Here is a 23,493-nt window from a genome sequence, read left to right as displayed (position 1 = left end):
CTCCGTTTCTGTTTATTGTCATTGATAACATTATAACAGAGAAGCTCTCATGAGCGTTGTTTTTTTAGTTGTGTTTCATTTAATTATACAATTCGCCTTTTCAAAGAAAACTGGCTATTCAAATAATAATAGGCAGTTTTCTTTATTGATATAAGAAGTTGAGTATGTTATAATTTAATCATACTTAGTGCAATATGTGTGAAAATGTTTTCATACAATTAAAGGAGGTAATATTACCGTGTCAAAGGAAATTTTAAACCCATTAGAAAGTGCACAAAAACAGGTTAAGGATGCTTGTGATGCATTGGGGCTAGAGCCATCTGTCTATGAATTATTAAAGGAGCCAAAAAGATTCATAGAAATATCTATCCCTGTAAAAATGGACGATGGAAGCATTAAAGTGTTTAAAGGTTATCGTTCAATGCATTCGGATGCAATAGGACCTGGAAAAGGTGGAGTTAGATTTCATCCAAATGTAAATCCAGATGAAGTAAAAGCTCTTAGTGTTTGGATGACATTTAAATGTTGTGTAACTGGAATACCATATGGTGGTGGAAAAGGCGGTATATGTGTAGATCCTTCTACTCTTTCAAAGGGTGAATTAGAAAGACTTTCAAGAGGATATGTTCAGGGATTATATAAGTACTTAGGTGAAAAAATAGATATACCAGCACCAGATGTAAATACAAATGGTCAGATTATGTCGTGGATGGTAGATGAATACGTAAAATTAACTGGAAATATGTCATTGGGTGTATTCACAGGTAAACCAGTAGAATGGGGTGGATCACTAGGTAGAAATGAAGCAACAGGTTTTGGAGTGGCTGTAGTAGCTAGAGAAGCTATTGCGAAATTAGGAATAGACATGGATAAATCAACAGTTGCAGTTCAAGGCTTTGGAAATGTAGGAAGCTATACAGTAAAAAATGTTCAAAAACTTGGGGCTAAAATAGTAGCAGTAGCTGAATGGGCAAAAGAAGTCGGAACTTATGCTATCTATAATGAAGAAGGACTAGACTTTAATGATATGCAAGAATATGTTAAAGAACATAAGAACTTAGTAAATTATCCAAAAGCTAAGATGATATCATTAGATGAATTCTGGGGATTAAATGTAGATATTATGATTCCAGCCGCTCTGGAAAATGCAATTACTTTAGATATTGCTCCTAAGATCAAAGCAAAATTAGTATGTGAAGCTGCAAATGGACCTATAACTCCAGAAGCAGATGAAATGTTAAATAACAATGGTATAGTAGTAACCCCAGATATACTTTCTAACGCAGGAGGAGTAACTGTATCATATTTTGAATGGGTTCAAAATCTTTATGGATATTACTGGAGTGAAAAAGAAGTAGAAGAAAAAGAAGAAATCGCAATGGTAAATGCTTTCAATGCAATTTGGAAAATCAAAGAAGAATATAATGTACCAATGAGAAAAGCTGCATATATGTATTCAGTTAAAAAAGTATCAGATGTAATGAAACTGAGAGGTTGGTATTGATGAAAAAACTAGTCGAAAGACTAGTTTTTTTATTGATTATTTTTTTATTGTAGTATAATGTATATAAAAAACGAAGGGGACAAAATATGCTTTATTACGATATAAAAGAAATTAAAGGAAATCTTATAATAGAAGGGTTAAGAGATTTTAATCCTAAACATATATTTGAATGCGGGCAATCTTTTAGATGGAAGAAAGAAGATGATTCAAGTTATACGGCAATAGCCAATAAAAGATTAATAAACATAAAAAAACAAGACGATTATATAATCGTAAAAAATACCAATAGTGATGAATGGTTAAATTTTTGGCATGGTTATTTTGATTTGGATAGAGATTACAGCTACATAAAACAAAATCTATCTTATGATTTGCACCTAGTTAAAGCTATGGAATTTGGAGAGGGCATGAGATTATTAAATCAAGACCCGTTTGAAACTACCATATCTTTTATAATATCTTCAAACAATCAAATACCCAGAATTAAAAAATCGGTTGAATTGATATCGAATGACCTTGGAGAATACATAGGGAGTTTCAATTCTGTAGATTATTATAGTTTTCCTAATGCAGAAAAGATTGCTAGTCTAACTGATGAATATATAAAAGAAAAGTATCGAGTTGGTTTCAGATCAAAATATATCCTAGAAACTAGCAATAAAATTGCAAAAGGAGAATTTGATCTAAATGAGATTTGGAGTTTATCATATGATAAAGCTAAAGAGAAGTTAATGGAATTACCGGGAGTAGGGCCAAAAGTTAGTGACTGTATTTTATTGTTTGCATATAAAAAACAAGAAGCCTTTCCTATAGATGTATGGGTGAATAGAGTCATAAAAACTCTTTATCTTGGAGAAAGCGCAACTAAAAAAGATATTGAAAACTCCAAAACGAAGTTGTTTGGTGATTTTTCAGGATACGCACAGCAATATTTATTCTATTATGCAAGAGAGTTAGGGATAGGCAAATAAATACATCAAAGGAGGAAATTATGTTAGGAACAATAATAAATAGTTTAGCAATAATAATTGGTGCAATTATAGGTATTATTTTAAAAAAAGGAATTAGAGAAGAATATAAAAATACAGTAATGGATGGAATAGGATTAAGTGTTATTATTATTGGCATTTCTAATGCATTAGAATTTGAAAGTCTTGTGGTAGTTATAGTTAGTATTGTTGTAGGAAGCATTATAGGGGAGTTAATAAATATAGACAAGGGTTTAAATAACTTCTCAGTAAAATTGCAAGCTAAGCTTAAAAACCCTGAAGGTAATTTTTCAAAAGGGTTTATCACTGCATCTTTAGTTTATTGTGTTGGAGCCATGGCTATAGTAGGAGCAATACAATCAGGCTTAACTGGGAATCACCAGACTTTATATGCTAAAGCAGTATTAGATGGTATAACAGCAATTGTTTTTGCATCTACACTCGGTATAGGAGTAATGTTTTCAAGTGTGGCAGTATTTTTATATCAAGGAATTATAACATTATTCGCAAGTTCTATTAGCACTTTTCTTAATACACAAGTGATTAACGAAATTTCTTCAGTTGGCGGGATTTTGATAATTGCTATAGGAATTAATTTATTAGGGCTAAAAGAAATAAAGATAGCCAATATGCTTCCTGCAATCTTAGTGCCGCCTATTTATTATTTAATAATATCATTATAATTTTTAGGAAAACTTAGAAAAACAAAGTAAAAAATAGATATTTAAAGAAAATATAAGTAATAAGCAGAAAAACAACTGAAAATCCGGAAAATACACGCTTGATTAGCTTTTTAAATATGGTTATTATTGTATTAGATGTTAGCACTCAATTTAAATGAGTGCTAACAATATGAGCACGAAAAATATGATGGAGGAGGAGTAAAGATGAGTTTAAAACCACTTGGAGACAGAGTTATAATTAAAAAGATTGAAGCTGAGGAAAGAACAAAGAGCGGTATAGTTTTACCATCAACTGCAAAAGAAGAACCATCAATGGCAGAAGTTGTTGCTGTAGGTGCGGATATATTAAATGACGAAAAGAAAAAAGATCAAATTAAAGTTGGGGATAAAGTAATATTTTCAAAATATGCTGGAACAGAAGTAAAATTGGATGGACAAGAATTAACTATATTAAAATTAACTGATATATTGGCTGTGGTTGAATAATAAAAAAATTACTACAAGGGAGTGTTGGAGATGGCAAAAGAGATTAAATTCAATGAAGATGCAAGAAGATCTATGGAAATCGGTATAAATAAGCTTGCTGATACAGTAAAAGTAACACTTGGACCAAAGGGAAGAAATGTAGTATTAGAAAAAAGCTATGGTTCACCAGTAATAACAAATGATGGAGTAACAATCGCAAGAGAAATCGAATTAGAAGATAAATTTGAAAACATGGGAGCTCAACTAGTTAAAGAAGTTGCTACAAAAACTAATGATGTTGCTGGAGATGGTACAACTACAGCTACATTGTTAGCACAAGCAATTATAAGAGAAGGATTGAAAAATGTGGCTGCTGGAGCAAACCCAATGATCATCCAAAAGGGGATTAGAAAAGCAGTTGAAAAAGCAGTAGAAGGAATAAGAAGTTTCTCAGTTCCTATTGAATCAAAGGAAGCTATTGCTCAAGTTGCTTCAATTTCAGCTGCTGATGAAGAAATTGGAAAATTAATAGCAGATGCTATGGAAAAAGTAGGGAATGACGGAGTAATCACTGTAGAAGAATCAAAATCTATGGGAACTACTCTTGAAGTAGTAGAAGGTATGCAATTTGACAGAGGATATGTTTCAGCTTATATGGTAACTGACACAGAAAAAATGATTGCAGAATATGAAAATCCATACATCTTGATTACAGATAAGAAAATATCAAATATTCAAGAAATATTGCCAATACTTGAAAAAATAGTTCAATTAGGAAGACCTCTTGTAATAATTGCTGAAGATGTTGAAGGGGAAGCAATGGCTACATTGGTAGTCAACAAATTAAGAGGAACATTTAACTGTGTAGCAGTAAAGGCTCCAGGATTTGGCGATAGAAGAAAAGAAATGTTACAAGATATAGCTGTATTAACTGGTGGAACTGTTATATCTGAAGAATTAGGTTATGACCTAAAAGAAGCAACTGTAGACATGCTTGGTAGAGCAGGCAAAGTAAAAGTTGACAAAGAAAACACTGTTATAGTAAATGGAGAAGGAAATCCTGATGAAATTCAAAATAGAATAAAACAAATCAGAAGTCAACTAGAAACTACTGAATCTGAGTTTGACAAAGAAAAACTACAAGAAAGATTGGCTAAATTGGCTGGAGGAGTTGCAGTAATCCAAGTTGGTGCTGCTACTGAAACAGAATTAAAGGAAAGAAAACTAAGAATAGAAGATGCTTTAGCTGCAACAAGAGCAGCTGTTGAAGAGGGTATTGTTCCCGGAGGAGGAACTGTATTAGTTGATGTGATACCAAAGGTAGCAGAATTGTTAGAAACTACTGAAGGTGATGAGAGAACAGGAGTTAAGATAATTCTTAGAGCTTTAGAAGAACCAGTAAGACAAATTGCGACAAATGCTGGGTTAGAAGGATCAATTATCGTTGAGAAAGTAAAAGAGACTGAGCCTGGTATAGGATTTGATGCTTTGAAAGAAGAATATACTAACATGCTACAAAGAGGTATAGTAGATCCTACTAAAGTTACAAGATCAGCTCTTCAAAATGCTGCAAGCGTAGCTTCTATGATCTTAACAACTGAAGCTGCAGTTGCAGAGATGCCAAAACCAGAAACAATGCCACCAATGGGCATGGGTGGAATGGACGGAATGATGTAATAAAAAGGTCACATATGTGACCTTTTTATCTTTTTAAAATTAATAAGATAAGTTGACAATATTGCAAAAGTAGGTTATGATTTTAACAAAGATTATATGAGGTGGTTTTGTGGGAAGAGAAGTAGAGCTTTTAAAAGCATTAGCTGATAGTAGCAGACTTCAAATATTAGAAATCCTATCATATGGGCCAATGTGTGCTTGTGAGATAATGAAAAGGCTTGAATTAACTCAACCGACAATTTCTCACCATATGAAAATTTTAGTTAATGTCGGGCTTGTTGATGTACAAAAAGATGGGAAATGGATGAACTATTCAATTAACGAAAAAGCAATGAAAGAAATTCTTGAGTACATAAGTTTGTTTTTAAACAATAAAATGGAATATATTTGTGAAAAAGAAGACAAATAGATTGGATATTACATAATAACAAAAAGATTAGCTTAGGCTAATCTTTTTTGATTTAACATAAAGCTAATTTTGATTTGCTTGACAAAGTAAAATTAAGTTGTTAAATTAGAAAGAAAAACTTAAATACTATTATATGGAGGTATTAAATTGGAATTTATTGGTGAAGGATTAACTTTTGATGATGTTTTATTGTTGCCTGGAAAATCTGAGATCTTACCAAGAGATACAAGTGTCAAAACTAATTTGACAAAGACAATATCTTTAAATATTCCCCTAATGAGTGCAGGCATGGATACAGTAACAGAAGCTAAAATGGCAATAGCTATGGCTAGAGAAGGTGGCATTGGCATAATTCATAAAAACATGAGCATTGAAAGGCAAGCTCTAGAAGTAGACAAAGTAAAAAGATCCGAACATGGAATTATTACAGACCCGTTTTATCTATATAGAGATCATTACATATCAGATGCTTTAGAGCTAATGGAGAGATACAGAATTTCGGGAGTTCCCATTGTAGACGAAAGTCATAAACTTGTAGGCATATTAACAAATAGAGATATTAGGTTTGAGAAAGATACAAATAAAAAAATTGATGAAGTCATGACCAAAGAGAATTTAGTTACTGCTAAAAACTCTGTTACAATGGATGAAGCATTGGAAATTATGAAAAAGTATAAAATAGAAAAACTTCCTATTGTAGATGATGAAAATAAATTAATAGGTTTAATTACGATAAAAGATATTGAAAAATCAATTGAATTTCCGAATTCAGCAAAAGATGTTAACGGGAGATTATTGGCTGGTGCTGCAGTAGGTGTTACATCAGATATGATGGAAAGAGTTTCAGCACTAGTTAAAAGTAAAGTCGATGTTATAGTAGTTGACACTGCTCATGGACATTCTAAAAATGTCTTAGAAGCAGTTATTAAAATAAAAAGAGAATTTCCTGGGTTGCAAGTTATTGCAGGGAATGTAGCTACAGCCGAAGCAACTGTAGATTTAATAAAGGCAGGAGCAGATGCTATAAAAGTAGGGATCGGCCCAGGGTCAATCTGCACTACTAGGGTAGTAACAGGAGTTGGAGTTCCTCAAATTACGGCTATAATAAACTGTTCAATAGCTGCTAGTCCATACAATATTCCAGTAATAGCAGATGGAGGCATAAAATATTCAGGAGACATCACTAAAGCTTTAGCAGCTGGTGCGAGTGTAGTGATGGCTGGGTCTTTATTTGCAGGAACAGATGAAAGCCCAGGGGAAGAAGTTTTATATGAAGGAAGAAGATACAAAGAATACAGGGGAATGGGCTCTATGGGAGCTATGGATTCAGGTAGCAGTGACAGATATTTTCAAACTGAAACCAAGAAATATGTTCCTGAAGGAGTTGAGGGCAGAGTAGACTACAAAGGTGCATTATCTGATGTTGTTTATCAACTTGTAGGAGGATTAAAATCAGGAATGGGCTATGTAGGAGCTAAAAACTTAGTAGAATTGAGAGATAAGGCTAAGATGATTAAAATATCTTCTGCAACTTTGATTGAAAATCATCCTCATAATATAAGCATAACTAAAGAAGCACCTAATTATCAAAGAGGATTAAGATACTAAAAGTATATAAACTGTACAATTAAAGATAAATATAGTAAAATAATTGTATAAATTACAAAAATAAGGTGATTACAATGAAAATAGGCATCGATGTTGGATCAACAACTCTGAAATGTGTTGTTTTAGATGAAAATGATAATATGATATTTCATTCATATGAACGACATTTTTCTCAAATAAATGAAAAGACAATAGCTTTGCTAGAACAATTAAAAAATGAGTTTCCAAATATGAATAAGGCATCAGTCGCTATATCAGGTTCTGCGGGAATGGGCCTAGCTCAGAGGATAGGAATACCATTTGTGCAGGAAGTATATGCTACTAGGTTGGCAGTAATGAAAGAAATAGATAATCCTGATGTTGTCATTGAATTAGGAGGAGAAGACGCAAAGATTTTATTTCTTTCTAACGGAATGGAAGTAAGAATGAATGGTTCTTGTGCAGGAGGAACTGGTGCATTCATAGATCAAATGGCTACGCTAATGGGTATTACTCTCACTCAAATGAATGATTTAGCAAAATCGTATAATAAAATTTATACGATAGCCTCAAGATGTGGAGTATTTGCAAAATCAGACATTCAGCCTTTGCTAAATCAAGGCGCTAGCAAAAATGATATATCTTGTAGTATATTTCAAGCAGTAGTTAATCAGACAATTGGGGGTTTAGCTCAAGGAAGGCCTATAAAAGGCAAAGTAGTTTACCTTGGTGGACCTTTAACATTTTTTTCTGAGCTTAGAAGAAGATTTGACGAAACACTTAAGCTGAGAGGGATATGTCCGGAAAATTCATTATATTTTGTAGCACTTGGAGCTGCTGCATACAGTGCAAAAAATTCAGATATAATTATTGATGAAGTAATATCTAAAATAAAAAATTCACAGGCCGGGGTAAGATCTAAAGGAACTAAGCGATTATTCAGCTCAGAAGAGGAATATAATGAATTCAAAATAAGACATGATAAAAATTCAGTAACATATATAGATCCCACAACTTATTATAAAGGAGCTTATCTAGGAATTGATGCAGGTTCAACTACGATAAAGGCCTGCTTGATTTCAGAAGATGAGAACATATTAGATAGCATATATATGCAAAATGAAGGAAACCCAGTACCTATACTAAGACAATTTTTAATTGACTTTATGACAAAGTATCCACAGATAAAAATAAACGGCTCGGCTGTAACAGGATATGGAGAAGAATTGATTAAGAATGCTTTTTCTATAGACATCGGAATTGTTGAGACTATAGCTCATTATACAGCTGCGAAGAAATATAGGCCAGATGTGGATTTTATAATAGATATAGGTGGACAAGATATTAAATGCTTTAAAATAAAAGATGGGTTAATTGATAACATATTTTTAAATGAAGCTTGTTCTTCAGGATGTGGATCTTTTCTTCAGACATTTGCACAAGCATTAGGATATGATATCGCAGACTTTGCAAGACTTGGAATATATTCACAAAACCCTGTTGATTTAGGTTCGAGATGCACTGTTTTTATGAACTCATTGGTTAAACAAGCACAAAAAGATGGGGCAACAATAGCAGACATATCTGCAGGATTATCTATTAGTGTAATCAAAAATGCACTATATAAAGTTATAAGAGCATCTGATGCAAGTGATTTAGGAGAAAATATTGTTGTACAAGGGGGCACTTTTTATAACGATTCAGTGCTTAAAGCTTTCGAAGATGAATTAGGGAAAAAGGTAATTAGACCTAACATTGCAGGGCTAATGGGTGCATATGGAGCGGGTTTGTATGCAAAACATAATATAAAGGGCAATACAACAACAATAGGTTTAGAAGGTTTGCTCAACTTTGAGCATAAGGTAAGGAGCGTTATTTGTGGACTATGTGAAAATAATTGCACCTTAACTATAAATACTTTCGGAGACAGCAGAAAATTTATTGGCGGTAATAGATGCGAAAGACCAATAAAAGGAAAGATAAAAGAAACTAAATATAACATATATGATGAAAAGAGAGCACTATTAGAAAGTTATAAACCTATACCGGGGAAAAGAGGTAAAATTGGCATTCCTCTAGCGTTAAACAACTATGAGTTGCTCCCATTCTGGCATACAGTTTTTACTATGTTAGGGTTTGAAGTTATTCGATCGCCTTTTTCTAATAGAGAAATGTATACAAATGGACAGCATACGATACCATCTGATACTGTATGTTTTCCTGCCAAATTAGTGCATGGACATATTGAATATCTACTTAATGAAGGGATTGAAGTAATATTTTATCCATGTCTAACATATAATTTTAATGAAAAAAAAGGAGACAACCACTTTAACTGTCCGGTTGTAGCATATTATCCAGAGGTAATAAATGCAAATGTCGAAAGAACGAAAGACATCATTTTTATTAATGATTACATTGGGCTTCATACAAAGTCAACAATAGTGAATGGACTTTTTAAAGCTTTGAAAAAACATTTCTTGGATATTGACATAAAGGAAATAAGATTTGCTGTTGAGTGTGGTATGAGAGAATACAAGCTATACCAGGGAAAGATAAGGAACAAAGGAGAAGAATTTCTAGCATTATCGAAAGAACTCAATAAAAAGGCAATTGTGTTAGCTGGTCGACCTTACCATTTAGATCCTGAGGTAAATCATGGGATCGACAAACTGCTTACTGAGTTAGGAGTTATAGTTATATCTGAGGATTCCATAGCTCATCTAGGTAAAAGAGTTGAGACAAATGTATTGAATCAATGGACTTACCATTCAAGACTTTATACAACAGCTAACTTGATAGCTGACTATGAAAATGTCGAGTTGATTCAATTGGTTTCTTTTGGATGTGGTCTTGATGCTATTACAAGTGATGAAGTAAAAGAAATCCTAGAAGAAAAAGGGAAAATTTATACACAGATTAAAATAGATGAAATAACAAATTTAGGCGCAGTAAAGATAAGAGTAAGAAGTTTGTTGGCTGCCTTAGAGCAAAGAGAAAAAGAGGGTGAGCAAGTTGAGCAGAAAATATGACAGAATCGAATTTACTAAGGAAATGAAAAATGAATATACAATATTATGTCCGGATATGGCACCTATACATTTTGGGATATTAGAAAAGATTTTTAGGCTACATGGATATAATTTAGTTGTATTAAAAAATGAAGGTTCAAGTGTAGTTGATGAAGGGTTGAGAATGGTTCATAATGATACTTGCTACCCAGCTTTATTAGTTATAGGACAGATGCTAGATGCATTAAATTCAGGGAATTATGACACGGATAAGGTTGCTCTGATGATTACTCAAACAGGAGGAGGATGTAGAGCTTCAAATTACATCTACTTGTTGAGAAAGGCATTGAAGAAATCTGGATATGAGAATGTTCCAGTAATTTCATTAAATGCAGGTGGCCTTGAAAAAAACAGTGGTTTTAAAATAACATATAAAATGTTAATGCAATCAGTAGCAGCTGTTGCCTATGGCGACTTACTGATGTTATTAAACAATCAAGTAAAACCTTATGAAATAAACAAAGGACAGAGTCAAGAATTAGTCAATACATGGATAGATGAAATAGGAAATAGATTTGAGAAAAATGATGCTTGGGGACTAAAGAACATTCAAAATGTTTCCAAAGAGATAGCACAGTCCTTTTCTAAAATTCCTGTAAATAGGACTAATAAAGTCAAAGTAGGAATAGTTGGAGAAATATATGTTAAATTTTCGAGCTTAGGGAATAATAGACTTGAAGAATTTTTACATGAAGAAGACTGTGAAATAATGGTTCCTAGTTTAATGGGATTTTTAATGTATTGTGTGGAGAATGGAGTCATAGATTATAGTCTTTATGGAGGAAGTTGGTTAAAGAGTAAAACTATGAGTTTTATCAATGGATATTTATCCAAGGTTGAAGAGGCTACCAGTGAGGCAGTAAGATCTGTTGGTAATTTTGTGGTACCATCACCATTTATGCATACTAAAGAAATCGTTGATGGTATAGTAGGTTTGGGCTGTAAAATGGGTGAAGGATGGCTATTGCCAGCAGAGATGGTAGAGCTTATAAATTTGGGATATGAAAATATAGTCGTTGCTCAACCTTTTGGATGTTTACCTAATCATATAGTTGGGAAAGGAGTAATTTCCAACATTAAAAAGAAGTATCCAAATGCAAATATTGTACCAATTGATTATGACCCTAGTGCTACGAAAGTAAATCAAGAGAATAGAATTAAATTGATGTTATCTGTTGCGAAGGAAAAAATAAATGAACCAGAGATAAAAGAATCGATGAATTTTGAAAAAAGTAAAGAACTGATACTACAAAAATAAATGATGCTTAAGCATCATTTATTTTTTAATATTCTTATAGAATTTATAACAGCTAATATAGTAACTCCAACATCAGCAAATACAGCTTGCCACATAGTAGCAACTCCCAAAGCTCCTAAGATTAAAACTGTAAACTTTATTGTAAGTGCTAGATAGATGTTTTGATAAACAATTTTTCTTGTTTTATCAGAAATTTTTAAAAGATCGACTAATTTATGAAGCTCATCAGTCATTATGACAATATCAGAAGCTTCTATTGCTGCATCAGAACCTAGACCACCCATAGCTATACCAATATCAGATCTAGATAATACAGGAGCATCATTTATACCATCGCCAATAAATGCTATTTTGGACTTTGAATTTGAATTTTTCATCATTAAATCTTCAACTATTCTTACTTTATCTTCAGGTAATAAATCTGCATAATAGCTATCTATACCTAGATTTAAAGCAATATCCTTTGCAGCTTTATCGTTATCCCCAGTTAACATTATAATGTTGGTAATTCCGTTTCTTTTTAATTCTTTTATAGTTGATTTTGCATCTTCCTTTACAGTATCGCTTATCGATATATAACCAGCAAATGAACCGTCTATTGACACGTAAATGCTATCTGATTTCTCGTATTTTTCCGCAATATCAATCCCATTTGACCTTAAAAAATCAATTTTTCCAAGTATTATATTTTTGCCATCTACTATTGCCATTATACCATTGCCAGCATATTCTCTAAAAAAAGTAATTGAGGATGAATTTATATTGCGATTATAAAAATCGACAATAGATTTTGCTATAGGATGATTTGAATTATATTCCGCATGCGCAGCATAGTAAATTAGTTCTTCATCATCAAATTCTTCTGTTGAAACAACATCCTTAACTTTGAAAATCCCTTCAGTTAAAGTACCTGTTTTATCAAATATGAAAGTATTTACGAAATTTAATGCTTCTAAGTAGTTGCCGCCTTTAACTAAAATTCCATTTCTTGAAGCACTGCCAATCCCTGCAAAGAAACCTAAAGGAATTGAAATTACCAGTGCGCAAGGGCATGACACAACTAAGAAGACTAATGCTCTATATATCCAGTCACTAAAAGTAGCACCATTAATCAATAAAGGTGGGAATACAGCAAGCCCTATTGCAAGAAAAACTACCACAGGAGTATATATCTTTGCAAATCGAGTGATGAAATTTTCTGTTGGGGCCTTTTTCTCACTTGCTTCCTCAACAAGTTTCAATATTTTTGAAACAGAAGATTCTTTATATTCTTTTTCTACTTTTGCTTTAATTAGTCCATGAATATTTACAAACCCTGCCAGGATTTTATCTCCAGGTTTTATATCTTTTGGCATTGATTCCCCTGTGAGTGCTTTTGTATCAACAGATGATAAACCTTCTAACACTAAGCTGTCTAATGGAACTTTTTCACCAGGCTTTATCATGATAACATCACCGACATTTACATTTCTCGGATTTTTAGTAACTATATTTTCTCCATTGATTACATTAGCATAATCTGGTCTGATATTCATTAAATCGGCAATAGATTTTCTAGATCTATATATGGCTTTAGATTGAAAGTACTCACCAATCTCATAAAATATCATTACTGCTATTGCTTCTTCAAATTGATTTATAGCAATGGCGCCTAAAGTTGCTACAGACATTAAAAAGTTTTCATCAAATATTTCTCCCTTAGTAATGTTATATAATGAATTTTTTAACACTTTAATACCTGCAATAAGGTAACTGAGAATAAATAGGATAGTTTTAATATATTCATTAACTGGAAATATAAAAGCACAAATAACTAGCAATAAACTTATAGAAATTCTTTTCAAAATTGTATTATTATGTTTTGACCCTAAATCTATTTTCTCCTCTTCTCTTTCTTCATTATACTCTATCACATTTACATCAGGTTCGATTGACTTTACGATTGCTATAATTCTATTTATTAACTCATCAGTAGAATGATTTTTGAATTCTACATGTAATTTTTTACTGACAAAATTCAAACTTGCTTTTTCTACTTCTTTCATTTCGTTTACCTTGCTCTCAATTTTTTGAGCACAATTTGCACAGTCTAACCCATCTAATAAAAATATTTTGTTATCCATTTCTACTCACCTCTGCCCTTATGTGTTATATGAACAATGCCTTGGGCTATTATATCTTTCACATGTTCATCATCCAAAGAGTAATATACAACTTTTCCTTCCTTCCTATTTTTAACTAAATTACTATTTTTAAGTACTCTTAGTTGATGAGAAATCGCTGATTGGCTCATGTTGAGTAAATATGCAATATCACATACGCACATTTCTGAATCAATCAAAGCAGAAACTATCTTAACTCTCGTTTTATCACCAAAAACTTTGAAAAACTCAGATAATTTATATATTGTTTCGTCATCTGGCAATTTATCCTTTACTCTATTAACTATATCTTCATGTATACATGTTGTTTCGCAAACCTGCATATTATCCATAGAATTGTCCAAAAGTTTCACCTCCAATTTATATATGAACACATATTCATATATTCATATATAGTATAACTTAAATTTTACTATTATACAAGATTAATTTTGTAACTTTAATGTTACACTTTTTTATCACAATTGGTTATAATATATAGAGAAAGGAGATTTTAGAATGAAGAAACTGATTTTACTGCTAAGTTTGTTAATTTCGACTTCAGCATTAGCTGGTTGTCAACCTATGAATTCTAATTCTAAGACTAATGATAGATATATTTTGAATAAAATGTTACCTCATGAAATAGAATTGCCTTTAAGAAAAGATTATTTAGAACAAGAAGAAAACAAGAAGATTATTGAAAAATATTTAAATCTTTTAAATTCAAGCTTCGACCTTAATTTAGAAAACTACGATATTGGAGACTTAAATGGTGACGGAATAGACGAGATAGCTATGTATTTTACAGAAACAACAGGCAAAGAAAATATTGGAAAACTTTTGGTCTATTCATATGATGGCAATGGGTATTTTATGATTGATGAGGTTGAAATAAAATACGACAAAGAAAATTTAGATTTAAAAATTGGTGAAATTTATGAAGGGAAGCAAGGAATAATTTTAAAAAATCTAGCAAATGAGAACACCTCTGTAATTTATGTTTATTCAATCGAGGATGGGAAGATTGTTGAGGCTATAAACCCTAAAAAAGTAAATTTATTTTCAATAGATATAAATAATGAAATAAGAGATATAGACGGTGATGGAATTTTAAATTTCAACATTTATACGTTTGACCCAGAAGCAAACTCAGATCAAAACTCGAAAATATCAATATGGTATAAATGTGAGGAAAAAGGATCAGCAACTGTAGTAAAAAAAGAAAATATAAATGAAAACCATATAAATGATAAAATTTCAGTAGAAAAACTAGAAGCGTTTGGCGAAATTTCAAATATAGATGATTTGAGATACATCATAAATTATACTGAAAAAAATGAATTTTCAAATGTACTATATGAGTATTTAAATAAACTCAATGAATCACTTGATAGAGAGAATAAACTTCTATCTAATTATTTATATAATATAGATAGAAATGAATTAGATAGATTTTATGATGAAAAGGTATTAAGTAGAATAAACAATTTGGAAACAGGAATAAATATATCATCAAATATAAGTTTCAATTCTTTCTTATCAGAAACTATTCAAAAAGGATACATGCTTACAATCGAAAACAATAGGATAGTTTTTAAAATAAACTATGATAACTTTATTTAGATATTTGGATACAGTTTAACTAATGAATTAAAAACATACATTAACATAATTAGTCTTTATCAAAATAAACCCTCATCCAATTTAGGTGTTATAACGGTGGATAAAAGAGAAATAGCTTTAAGGCTAGTTGAAATTGAAAAATTCAGGATGGTTTTTCCATATTCAAATATGCTAGATGAAGTTCTAGAAATATATGAAAAATATATTAATGATCTCCTTTTCTTAGAAAGAGATGAACGAATTGTTGAAATGTCAGAATACAAAATAGATCAAACTTATAAAAATGAGCTTTTAGAGATAAAAGAAGAATTTGCGCAAACTTATTTTTCTGAATTAATTGAGAGAATGTTAATCTTAGTAGATGGCATAGGCGGAGGGGCTATAACCCCAACTATTAAAGATTATATCAGAGATATAATATAAAATAAGCACCACAATTAGAGTGCTTATTTTATATTATTTGACAAACTCATATCAGTATTTTATATTATGAATGTAAATTAAAAAATTCAATATACGGAGGCATTTAGGTGTTTGACTTTATAAACAATCAATTATTAAAAATGGAATGGCTCTCAAACTTAGTTGAGAAATTTGTAGTTGAGGTTTTGAATCTTGAAATAAGTTCAAGATTTGGTGCAAGCATTCATTTTTTTATTTATGATTCTATCAAAATATTCATATTATTATCTTTGCTTATATTCTTAGTATCATATATTCAAAGTTACTTCCCTCCAGAAAGGACAAAGAAAATTTTAGGAAGATTCCAAGGAGTGATTGCTAATACATTAGCAGCGTTATTAGGTACTATAACTCCATTTTGTTCTTGTTCATCAATACCGTTATTTATTGGCTTTACAAGTGCAGGATTGCCAGTTGGAGTAACTTTTTCGTTTCTTATTTCATCGCCATTAGTTGATTTAGCATCTGTGATATTATTAGGTAGCATTTTTAATTTAAAAATTGCTATTGCATATGTTTTTGTAGGGGTTATTTTAGCTATAATTGGTGGAAGTATTATTGACAAACTCAAGATGCAAAAATATGTTGAAGATTTTGTATTTTCTTCTAATCAGTTAGGTGAGGATATAGAAAAGTTAAATTTTAAAGATAGATTAGATTTTTCAAAAAATCAAGTAATTGATATAGTAAATAGAGTATGGAAGTATGTTTTAATAGGGGTATTCATAGGTTCTATGATACATAATTATATTCCAGAAAATGTAATAAATTCAATTTTAGGAAATGATAAATGGTATTCAGTACTTATTGCAACCATAGTTGGCATACCAATGTATGCAGATATATTTGGAACTTTGCCAATAGCAGAAGCATTAGTAACAAAGGGAGTAGGCCTTGGAACAGCACTTTCCTTTATGATGGCAACAACCGCATTATCTTTGCCATCAATGATAATGCTATCGAAAGTTGTTAAAAATAAATTGTTGGGATTATTTATATTGATTGTAACATTAGGTATAATAATAATAGGATATACATTTAATTTTATATCATATCTTTTTATCTAAGAGGGGGTTAGTATGGAAATTAAAATATTAGGTTCAGGATGTAAAAAATGCAATGAGTTAGAAGACAACGTAAAAAATGCTGTAGCAGAGCTTGGCCTAGATGCAAAAATAACTAAGGTGACAGACTTCAAGGAGATAGCAAAATATGGAGTAATGACTACTCCGGCATTAGTAATAGATGAAAAGGTAGTATCAAAAGGCAAGGTTTTAAAAAAGAATGAAGTAGAAGAGTTGTTAATTAAATAATAATATGACATTAACATATATGATATAAAATTTTTACAAAAATTTTATATCATATATGTAAAATATGCACAAAAACCCTAATTAAATAAAGCTTGAAAACGCTTCGTTATTTATATATAATAGTTGTAAGGTGTCACCATTTTTCAAAAATATAGGGGGGAAAGTAACTAATGAAAAAATTTTTAGTAATATCAATGTCAATGATATTGTTGATAGCTAGTTTAGCTGGATGTAGTTCAGGCGGAAGTAGTAGTGGTACAGAAATCGTTTTAATTACAGATAAGGGCAATATCGATGACAAGTCATTCAACCAAGGTTCTTGGGAAGGCGTTAAGGCTTTCGCTGAGGCAAACAAAATTTCACATACTTATATTAAACCTGAAGAAGCATCAGATGCAGGTTATTTGGCAGCTATTGATTTAGCAGTCCAAGGTGGAGCAAAAGTAATAGTAACACCTGGTTTCTTATTTGAAGTTCCAATTTATCAAGCGCAAGATAAATATCCAGATGTTAAATTTATCTTACTTGATGGGGCACCACATAATGCAGATTATACTGACTTTAGAACTGGACCAAATGTTGCAAGTATAATGTATGCTGAAGAGCAATCAGGCTTTCTAGCTGGCTATGCTGCAGTTATGGATGGAATGAGAAAATTAGGTTTTATGGGTGGTATGGCTGTACCTGCAGTTCAAGCTTTTGGATATGGATTTTTACAAGGAGCAGAATATGCTGCAAATGAGCTAGGACTACCTGATGGGTCAGTAACAGTGACTTATCACTATACAGGAAACTTTGAAGAAAATGATACTAATAAAGCAACTGCAAGGACTATGTACCAAGAAGGTGTAGAAGTAATATTTGCTTGTGGTGGTGCTGTAGGTAAGAGTGTAATGTCTGCAGCTCAAGAAGCCGGAGCAAAAGTTATAGGGGTTGACGTTGACCAAAGATATGATAGCGAAACTGTTATCACTTCAGCAACTAAAGGTTTAGCTGAATCAGTACAAAGTGTTCTTGAATCAATTTATGTAACTAACACTTGGGAAAACTATGCTGGTAAAACAACAGTATTCAACGCAGCAAATGGAGGAGTTGGTCTTCCAACAACTGTAATTGGAGATCCAAATGCTGATGCATTTGACAGATTTGAAAGATTTACTAAAGAACAATATGATGCTATATTTGCTAAATTAGCAAACAATGAAATTGAAGTTATTCGTTCAATTGATGTTGCAGATGCTACCGGATATGCAACTGCTCAAGAGTTAACTCAAGGCTTAGGATTAGCTAAAGTAAGAGTAACAACTAGATAATAAAAAAAATTAAACTTCAATTAATCATAAAAAAGTAAAAACAGGGGAAGGCGAGAGTTTTCCCTGTTTTTTTCTAAACCAATTGAAGATAATTTAATAGTTGAAAGTGCCCCGATAAATTATAATTATCGTCTGAGTAATTTGGCACTATTTGTTATGATTAAAAAAATGAATTACACAAAGGGTGAAAAACGTGGAAAATGAAAACTATATAATAGAAATGTTAAATATAACTAAAGAGTTCCCTGGAATAGTCGCTAATGATAATATCACCCTAAGACTAAAAAAAGGCGAAATACATGCGCTTCTGGGTGAAAATGGTGCAGGTAAATCAACTTTAATGAGTGTTTTATTTGGACTCTATCAACCTGAAAAAGGTGAAATTAGAAAAAATGGCGAAGTTGTAAAGATAAACAATCCTAACGATGCTAATGATTTAGGAATAGGGATGGTTCACCAACATTTTAGACTGGTTGAAGTATTTACAGTTCTTGAAAATATAATATTGGGAGTAGAACCAACTAAAAATGGATTTTTAAATATGGATGAAGCAAGAAAAAAAGTAGTAGAACTAAGCGAAAGATATGGACTAAAAGTAGATCCAGACGCTCTTATTGAAGACATTTCTGTTGGTATGCAACAGAGGGTTGAAATTCTAAAAATGCTTTATAGGGAAAATGAAATTTTGATTTTTGATGAACCTACTGCTGTTTTGACACCACAAGAAATCCATGAGTTATTGCAAATCATGAAAGGATTAGCTAATGAGGGCAAATCAATACTTTTTATTTCTCATAAACTAAATGAAATAATGGAAGTAGCAGATAGATGTACCGTTTTAAGAAAAGGGAAATACATGGGAACAGTTGACATCAAAAATACTACAAAAGAAGAATTGTCTAGAATGATGGTTGGAAGAGAAGTTTCACTTAAAGTAGATAAAAAAGAGAGCCAACCTGGAGAGGTGGTACTTTCTATTAGAAATATGACAGTTCCTTCAAAAATACACAAGAATAACGCAGTTAGAGATATTTCTTTTGATGTAAGAAGAGGCGAGATAGTTTGTATTGCAGGTATTGATGGCAATGGACAAACAGAATTAGTTCAAGCCTTAACAGGACTAGAAAAGATGCTTACAGGAAGTATTAACATATGTGGCAAGGACATTTCCAAAGCATCGGTAAGAGAAAGATCTATAGCAGGCATAAGCCATATTCCTGAAGATAGACAGAAATACGGACTGGTATTGGATTATACATTAGAGGAAAATTTAGTATTACAAAGATATTGGCAGCCACAATTCCAAAATAAAGGATTCATTAAATTTGATGAAGTAAGAAAATATGCTTTGAGATTGATTGACAAATTTGATATCAGAAGTGGGCAGGGACCAGTTACTATAGTAAGGAGCATGTCAGGAGGTAATCAACAAAAAGCGATAATCGCAAGAGAAATGGACAAAGATCATGAACTTTTGGTTGCTGTACAACCTACCAGAGGTCTAGACGTTGGAGCAATAGAATATATTCATAAAATGCTAATAGAAGGAAGAGATAGTGGTAAAGCAGTGCTTTTAGTTTCTTTAGAATTAGATGAAGTTTTAAACGTCAGTGACAGGATACTTGTCATGTACGAAGGAGAAATAGTAGGAGAACTTGATCCTAATAAGACAACAGACGAAGAGTTGGGCTTGTACATGTCAGGTGCAAAAAGAGACGATGTAAAGGAGATATACAATGCAGGATAAAAATGGTATGAATTCAAAAAATGAAAAGAAAAAGATCACTGAAATCAAAGGATTTTCATCATTTACTTCTGCTTTGATGGCAATTGTTATAGGTTTACTTTTCGGTTTTATAGTAATGCTCTTAGCAAATCCAAGCAATGCAGTAGCCGGATTTAGATATGTTCTACTCGGTGGATTAAGTAGATTTGGCGATGTTTTGTATTTTGCAACACCAATTCTCATGACAGGTTTATCCGTCGCTTTTGCATTTAAAATGGGCCTATTCAACATAGGAGCATCAGGGCAGTACACAATGGGAATGTTTTTTGCACTTTATGTTGCATTTATGTTTGATTTGCCACCAAGCATACATTGGATAATAGCTATTCTTGCAGGAATGCTTGGAGGTATGATATGGGGATTTATTCCAGGTATTTTTAAATCTTTATTAAATGTAAATGAAGTTATTACATCTATAATGACAAACTATATAGGGATGTATTTAGTGGATATGCTAATTCGTAGCAATTCTGCCATGTATATTCCTTCTATGACTAGAACTCAATATGTACCTCAACATGTTCAAATAAGGTCTTTAGGAATAGCAGGTTCGAATGTAAATTTTGGGATAGTTTTTGCACTGATTATAGCTGTTCTACTATATATAATCTTGCAAAAGACAACATTTGGATATGAACTTAAGGCAACTGGATATAACAAGCATGCGGCTCAATATGCTGGAATGAATGGAAAGAGGAACATTATCCTAACAATGGTAATAGCTGGAGCCTTATCAGGTTTAGGCGGAGCTTTTGCAATATTAGCACCATCAGAAATTGCAGGTAGTAGCATGACTTATGAACCCATAAATGTCATAGCAGCTAATGGATTTAACGGAATAGCAGTTGCTTTACTCGGTAATTCACATCCAATAGGAGTTATTTTCTCTGCTATCTTTATTTCATATATACAAAGAGGCGGTACATTAGCAAGTTTGGTTGGATATAAACCTGAGATAATCGATTTAGTTATTGCAGTAATTATTTATTTCTCAGCGTTTGCAGCAATAATGAGCTCTGCTATAAGAAGAATTTTTGCAAATAGAAGAAATAAAGAGGCACTAATTACAGAGCCGCAGATTGAAAATATCGAAGAAGATGTGGGTTCTGAAATAGAAAATTTAGAAAAGAATTCAAATAAGGAGGCAGAATAATGGATACTTTCTACTATTTAGTTCAAAATATGCTTCCTGTATCAATACCGCTTTTATTAGTAGCTTTAGGGGGAATGTTCACTGAGAGAAGTGGTGTAATAAATATAGGACTTGAAGGGACTATGCTCTCTGGAGCTTTTGCTGGTGCGTTATTTGCGTATGCAATTCAGGGCTCGGGACTATCACCAAATATGATACTTTTGATTTGTATGATAGTAGCAGCAGTAGCTGGAGCTATTTTTTCACAACTTCTATCTTTTGCTGCTGTAACAATGAAAGCAAATCAGGTTATCGTAGGAACAGCTATGAACATGATGATGCCTGCATTGATATTGTTAATCTCTAAGATGACTTTCAACAGTGATGGTGTAACTACAAGTGTTAGATATTTCATCAGGAAAGTACCTGTATTAGGGGATATTCCAGTAATAGGCGATATGTTTTTCAAAAACACTTATTTAACTGTTTTGATAGGATTTTTGATATTAATAATATCTACAATTGTATTATATAAAACTAAATTTGGGCTTAGATTAAGAGCCTGCGGAGAGCATCCACACGCAGCTGACTCTGTGGGTATAAACGTTAATAGAATGAGATATATAGGAGTTACAATATCTGGTATTTTAGGCGGTATAGGAGGATATTTTTATTCAGTAGGAATAACTGATGGGAATATAAATGGACACAATGGTGTAGCGGGATTTGGTTTCTTGGCATTAGCTGTCATGATTTTTGGGCAATGGCAACCAATAAAAATAATGTTTGCAGCTTTGTTCTTTGCATTCTTAAGAACTTTAGCATATTCAGTTCCATTGATTCCATTCCTAGACAATTTGAATATTCCAACAGATTACTATAAGATGATGCCTTATGTCGCAACAATTATAGTATTGGCATTGACTTCTAAGAATTCTAGAGCACCAAAAGCAGAAGGAATTCCTTTTGACAAGTCTCAGAGATAGTGGTAAAAAACCTAAGTGTTAAGTCACTTAGGTTTTTTACCACAAATAGTCCTCTCTATTAAACACACCTCTAACTTCTTTACCATCGATAAAACTCAATATATTTTTAACAGCAAACTCTGTAGCTCGAGTCATTGCCCCAGGGACCATACCTGAGTTATGAGGGGAGCCAATTACATTTGGTAGTTCGATAAAAGGAAATTCTACTTTAAACTCACCATGTCTGAATGGTTCAATCCACCAAGCATCGATTCCAGCTTTGAAATCAGGATTATTTAGTAGGTGTTCATAAAAATCCTTTTGATTTATTATCTCTCCTCTTGCAACATTTACAAGAATAGCATCTTTTTTCATAAGCTCAAATTGAGCTTTCCCTATCAGATTTTTAGTTGCTTTTGATAAAGGAATTGTTATAAAAATAAAGTCAGAATTAGTTAACACAAACTCTAGATCTTTTATTGTACCGATAAATGAAACATTATAATCTGTTTTTCCGCTTGTATTAATTGCATATATGTTAGGTTCAAATGGCTGAAGAAGATTATATATTTCTTTACCTATACCACCAAAGCCAATAATTCCATAATTTGCTCCGTGAAGTAACTTACCTTTGCTGGATTGATCAAATATTCCTTCTTTGATCTTCTGATGATTCACAAATAGATTTTTAGAAAGAGATAAAGCCATTGCCAAAGCATGTTCTGCCATTGCTTGAGCATAAGCTCCAACATTTCCAGCAACAGCAAGGCTTTCTGGGAATTTATCAAATGGCAAATGATCAGCACCTGCTGATAAAAGCTGCATAAGTTTTACTCTTTCCATAAAGTAAAACTCTTCTTCATTAAACTCTCTTATAGGATTCCATGAAAATATTATGTCAGCTTCCTTTATAGCATCAGACCTCTCAGTTTCATTTTCAATATACTTAATATTAGCTTTTTCTTTAAGTGAATTTTCAATAATTTCTCTTTGCTTTGAATTAGCATTAAAACTAACTAATACATTTTGTTTCAAACTATCACAACCTTTCTATTTACTAATAATTAGATACCCTTCTATATATTAAATTTAAACATATTTTAATATTCCAT

General features: G+C 32.1%; 20 protein-coding genes. 17 read left to right on the top strand and 3 right to left on the bottom strand.

The window, feature by feature from the left end:
- The first annotated feature begins 238 nt into the window (after positions 1–238).
- The 9 genes from ACTB1H_RS00815 (at position 239) to ACTB1H_RS00775 (ending at position 11,643) form a co-directional block, all read left to right on the top strand.
- On the top strand, positions 239–1,504 hold the full coding sequence (locus ACTB1H_RS00815) for a Glu/Leu/Phe/Val family dehydrogenase (RefSeq protein ID WP_463260927.1): 1,266 nt from the start codon (positions 239–241) through the stop codon (positions 1,502–1,504).
- An 86-nt stretch (positions 1,505–1,590) separates the two neighbouring features.
- Positions 1,591–2,475, top strand: coding sequence for a DNA-3-methyladenine glycosylase family protein (locus ACTB1H_RS00810; protein WP_463260926.1), 885 nt, complete (start codon positions 1,591–1,593; stop codon positions 2,473–2,475).
- 20 nt (positions 2,476–2,495) lie between these two features.
- On the top strand, positions 2,496–3,176 hold the full coding sequence (locus ACTB1H_RS00805; RefSeq protein WP_463260925.1) for a DUF554 domain-containing protein: 681 nt from the start codon (positions 2,496–2,498) through the stop codon (positions 3,174–3,176).
- A 204-nt stretch (positions 3,177–3,380) separates the two neighbouring features.
- Entirely contained in the window at positions 3,381–3,662 is a 282-nt protein-coding gene (locus ACTB1H_RS00800) for a co-chaperone GroES (RefSeq protein WP_463260924.1), read from the top strand.
- Between the two features lie 30 nt (positions 3,663–3,692).
- A complete protein-coding gene (gene groL / locus ACTB1H_RS00795; RefSeq protein WP_463260923.1) occupies positions 3,693–5,318 on the top strand; it encodes a chaperonin GroEL in 1,626 nt (541 codons plus the stop codon).
- A 109-nt stretch (positions 5,319–5,427) separates the two neighbouring features.
- Complete coding sequence (locus tag ACTB1H_RS00790; protein WP_463260922.1) at positions 5,428–5,727, top strand: ArsR/SmtB family transcription factor; 300 nt, start codon at positions 5,428–5,430, stop codon at positions 5,725–5,727.
- A gap of 147 nt (positions 5,728–5,874) precedes the next feature.
- Entirely contained in the window at positions 5,875–7,335 is a 1,461-nt protein-coding gene (gene guaB / locus ACTB1H_RS00785; protein ID WP_463260921.1) for an IMP dehydrogenase, read from the top strand.
- A 74-nt stretch (positions 7,336–7,409) separates the two neighbouring features.
- A complete protein-coding gene (locus tag ACTB1H_RS00780; RefSeq protein ID WP_463260920.1) occupies positions 7,410–10,346 on the top strand; it encodes an acyl-CoA dehydratase activase-related protein in 2,937 nt (978 codons plus the stop codon).
- Positions 10,330–11,643: a hypothetical protein gene (locus ACTB1H_RS00775; protein ID WP_463260919.1), complete on the top strand. Its 1,314-nt coding sequence runs from the start codon at positions 10,330–10,332 to the stop codon at positions 11,641–11,643. Before ACTB1H_RS00780 ends, ACTB1H_RS00775 begins: the two co-directional genes overlap by 17 nt.
- 14 nt (positions 11,644–11,657) lie before the next feature.
- Here the strand turns inward: ACTB1H_RS00775 and ACTB1H_RS00770 are convergent, their stop codons facing one another.
- Both ACTB1H_RS00770 and ACTB1H_RS00765 read right to left on the bottom strand, forming a co-directional pair.
- The gene (locus ACTB1H_RS00770) at positions 11,658–13,766 is read right to left on the bottom strand and encodes a heavy metal translocating P-type ATPase (RefSeq protein ID WP_463260918.1); all 2,109 of its coding nucleotides are present in this window, start codon (positions 13,764–13,766) and stop codon (positions 11,658–11,660) included.
- Between the two features lie 2 nt (positions 13,767–13,768).
- Positions 13,769–14,137, bottom strand: coding sequence for an ArsR/SmtB family transcription factor (locus ACTB1H_RS00765; protein ID WP_463260931.1), 369 nt, complete (start codon positions 14,135–14,137; stop codon positions 13,769–13,771).
- Between the two features lie 166 nt (positions 14,138–14,303).
- Between ACTB1H_RS00765 and ACTB1H_RS00760 the strand changes: the two genes are divergently transcribed.
- From ACTB1H_RS00760 to ACTB1H_RS00725, 8 genes are all read left to right on the top strand, one after another.
- Positions 14,304–15,410 carry a hypothetical protein gene (locus ACTB1H_RS00760; protein WP_463260917.1) on the top strand — a complete coding sequence of 369 codons (1,107 nt, stop codon included), beginning with the start codon at positions 14,304–14,306 and terminating at the stop codon, positions 15,408–15,410.
- 96 nt (positions 15,411–15,506) lie between these two features.
- Positions 15,507–15,833 carry a hypothetical protein gene (locus tag ACTB1H_RS00755; RefSeq protein WP_463260916.1) on the top strand — a complete coding sequence of 109 codons (327 nt, stop codon included), beginning with the start codon at positions 15,507–15,509 and terminating at the stop codon, positions 15,831–15,833.
- Positions 15,834–15,940: 107 nt separating this feature from the next.
- On the top strand, positions 15,941–16,939 hold the full coding sequence (locus ACTB1H_RS00750) for a permease (protein WP_463260915.1): 999 nt from the start codon (positions 15,941–15,943) through the stop codon (positions 16,937–16,939).
- 12 nt (positions 16,940–16,951) lie between these two features.
- On the top strand, positions 16,952–17,185 hold the full coding sequence (locus ACTB1H_RS00745; RefSeq protein ID WP_463260914.1) for a thioredoxin family protein: 234 nt from the start codon (positions 16,952–16,954) through the stop codon (positions 17,183–17,185).
- A gap of 170 nt (positions 17,186–17,355) precedes the next feature.
- Positions 17,356–18,498, top strand: coding sequence for a BMP family lipoprotein (locus ACTB1H_RS00740; RefSeq protein WP_463260913.1), 1,143 nt, complete (start codon positions 17,356–17,358; stop codon positions 18,496–18,498).
- A gap of 220 nt (positions 18,499–18,718) precedes the next feature.
- Entirely contained in the window at positions 18,719–20,245 is a 1,527-nt protein-coding gene (locus ACTB1H_RS00735) for an ABC transporter ATP-binding protein (RefSeq protein WP_463260930.1), read from the top strand.
- On the top strand, positions 20,235–21,437 hold the full coding sequence (locus ACTB1H_RS00730) for an ABC transporter permease (RefSeq protein WP_463260912.1): 1,203 nt from the start codon (positions 20,235–20,237) through the stop codon (positions 21,435–21,437). The genes ACTB1H_RS00735 and ACTB1H_RS00730 overlap by 11 nt, the downstream gene beginning before the upstream one ends.
- Positions 21,437–22,402 (top strand): ABC transporter permease, encoded by a 966-nt coding sequence (locus ACTB1H_RS00725; RefSeq protein ID WP_463260911.1) that lies wholly within the window; start codon positions 21,437–21,439, stop codon positions 22,400–22,402. The genes ACTB1H_RS00730 and ACTB1H_RS00725 overlap by 1 nt, the downstream gene beginning before the upstream one ends.
- A 36-nt stretch (positions 22,403–22,438) precedes the next feature.
- Here ACTB1H_RS00725 and ACTB1H_RS00720 read toward each other — a convergent pair whose 3' ends face one another.
- Entirely contained in the window at positions 22,439–23,416 is a 978-nt protein-coding gene (locus ACTB1H_RS00720) for a 2-hydroxyacid dehydrogenase (protein WP_463260910.1), read from the bottom strand.
- Positions 23,417–23,493 lie beyond the last annotated feature (77 nt).

This window comes from Soehngenia sp., assembly GCF_055108775.1.
Note: the sequence above shows the minus strand (reverse complement) of the source record. Positions and strands in the feature narration are given on the sequence as shown.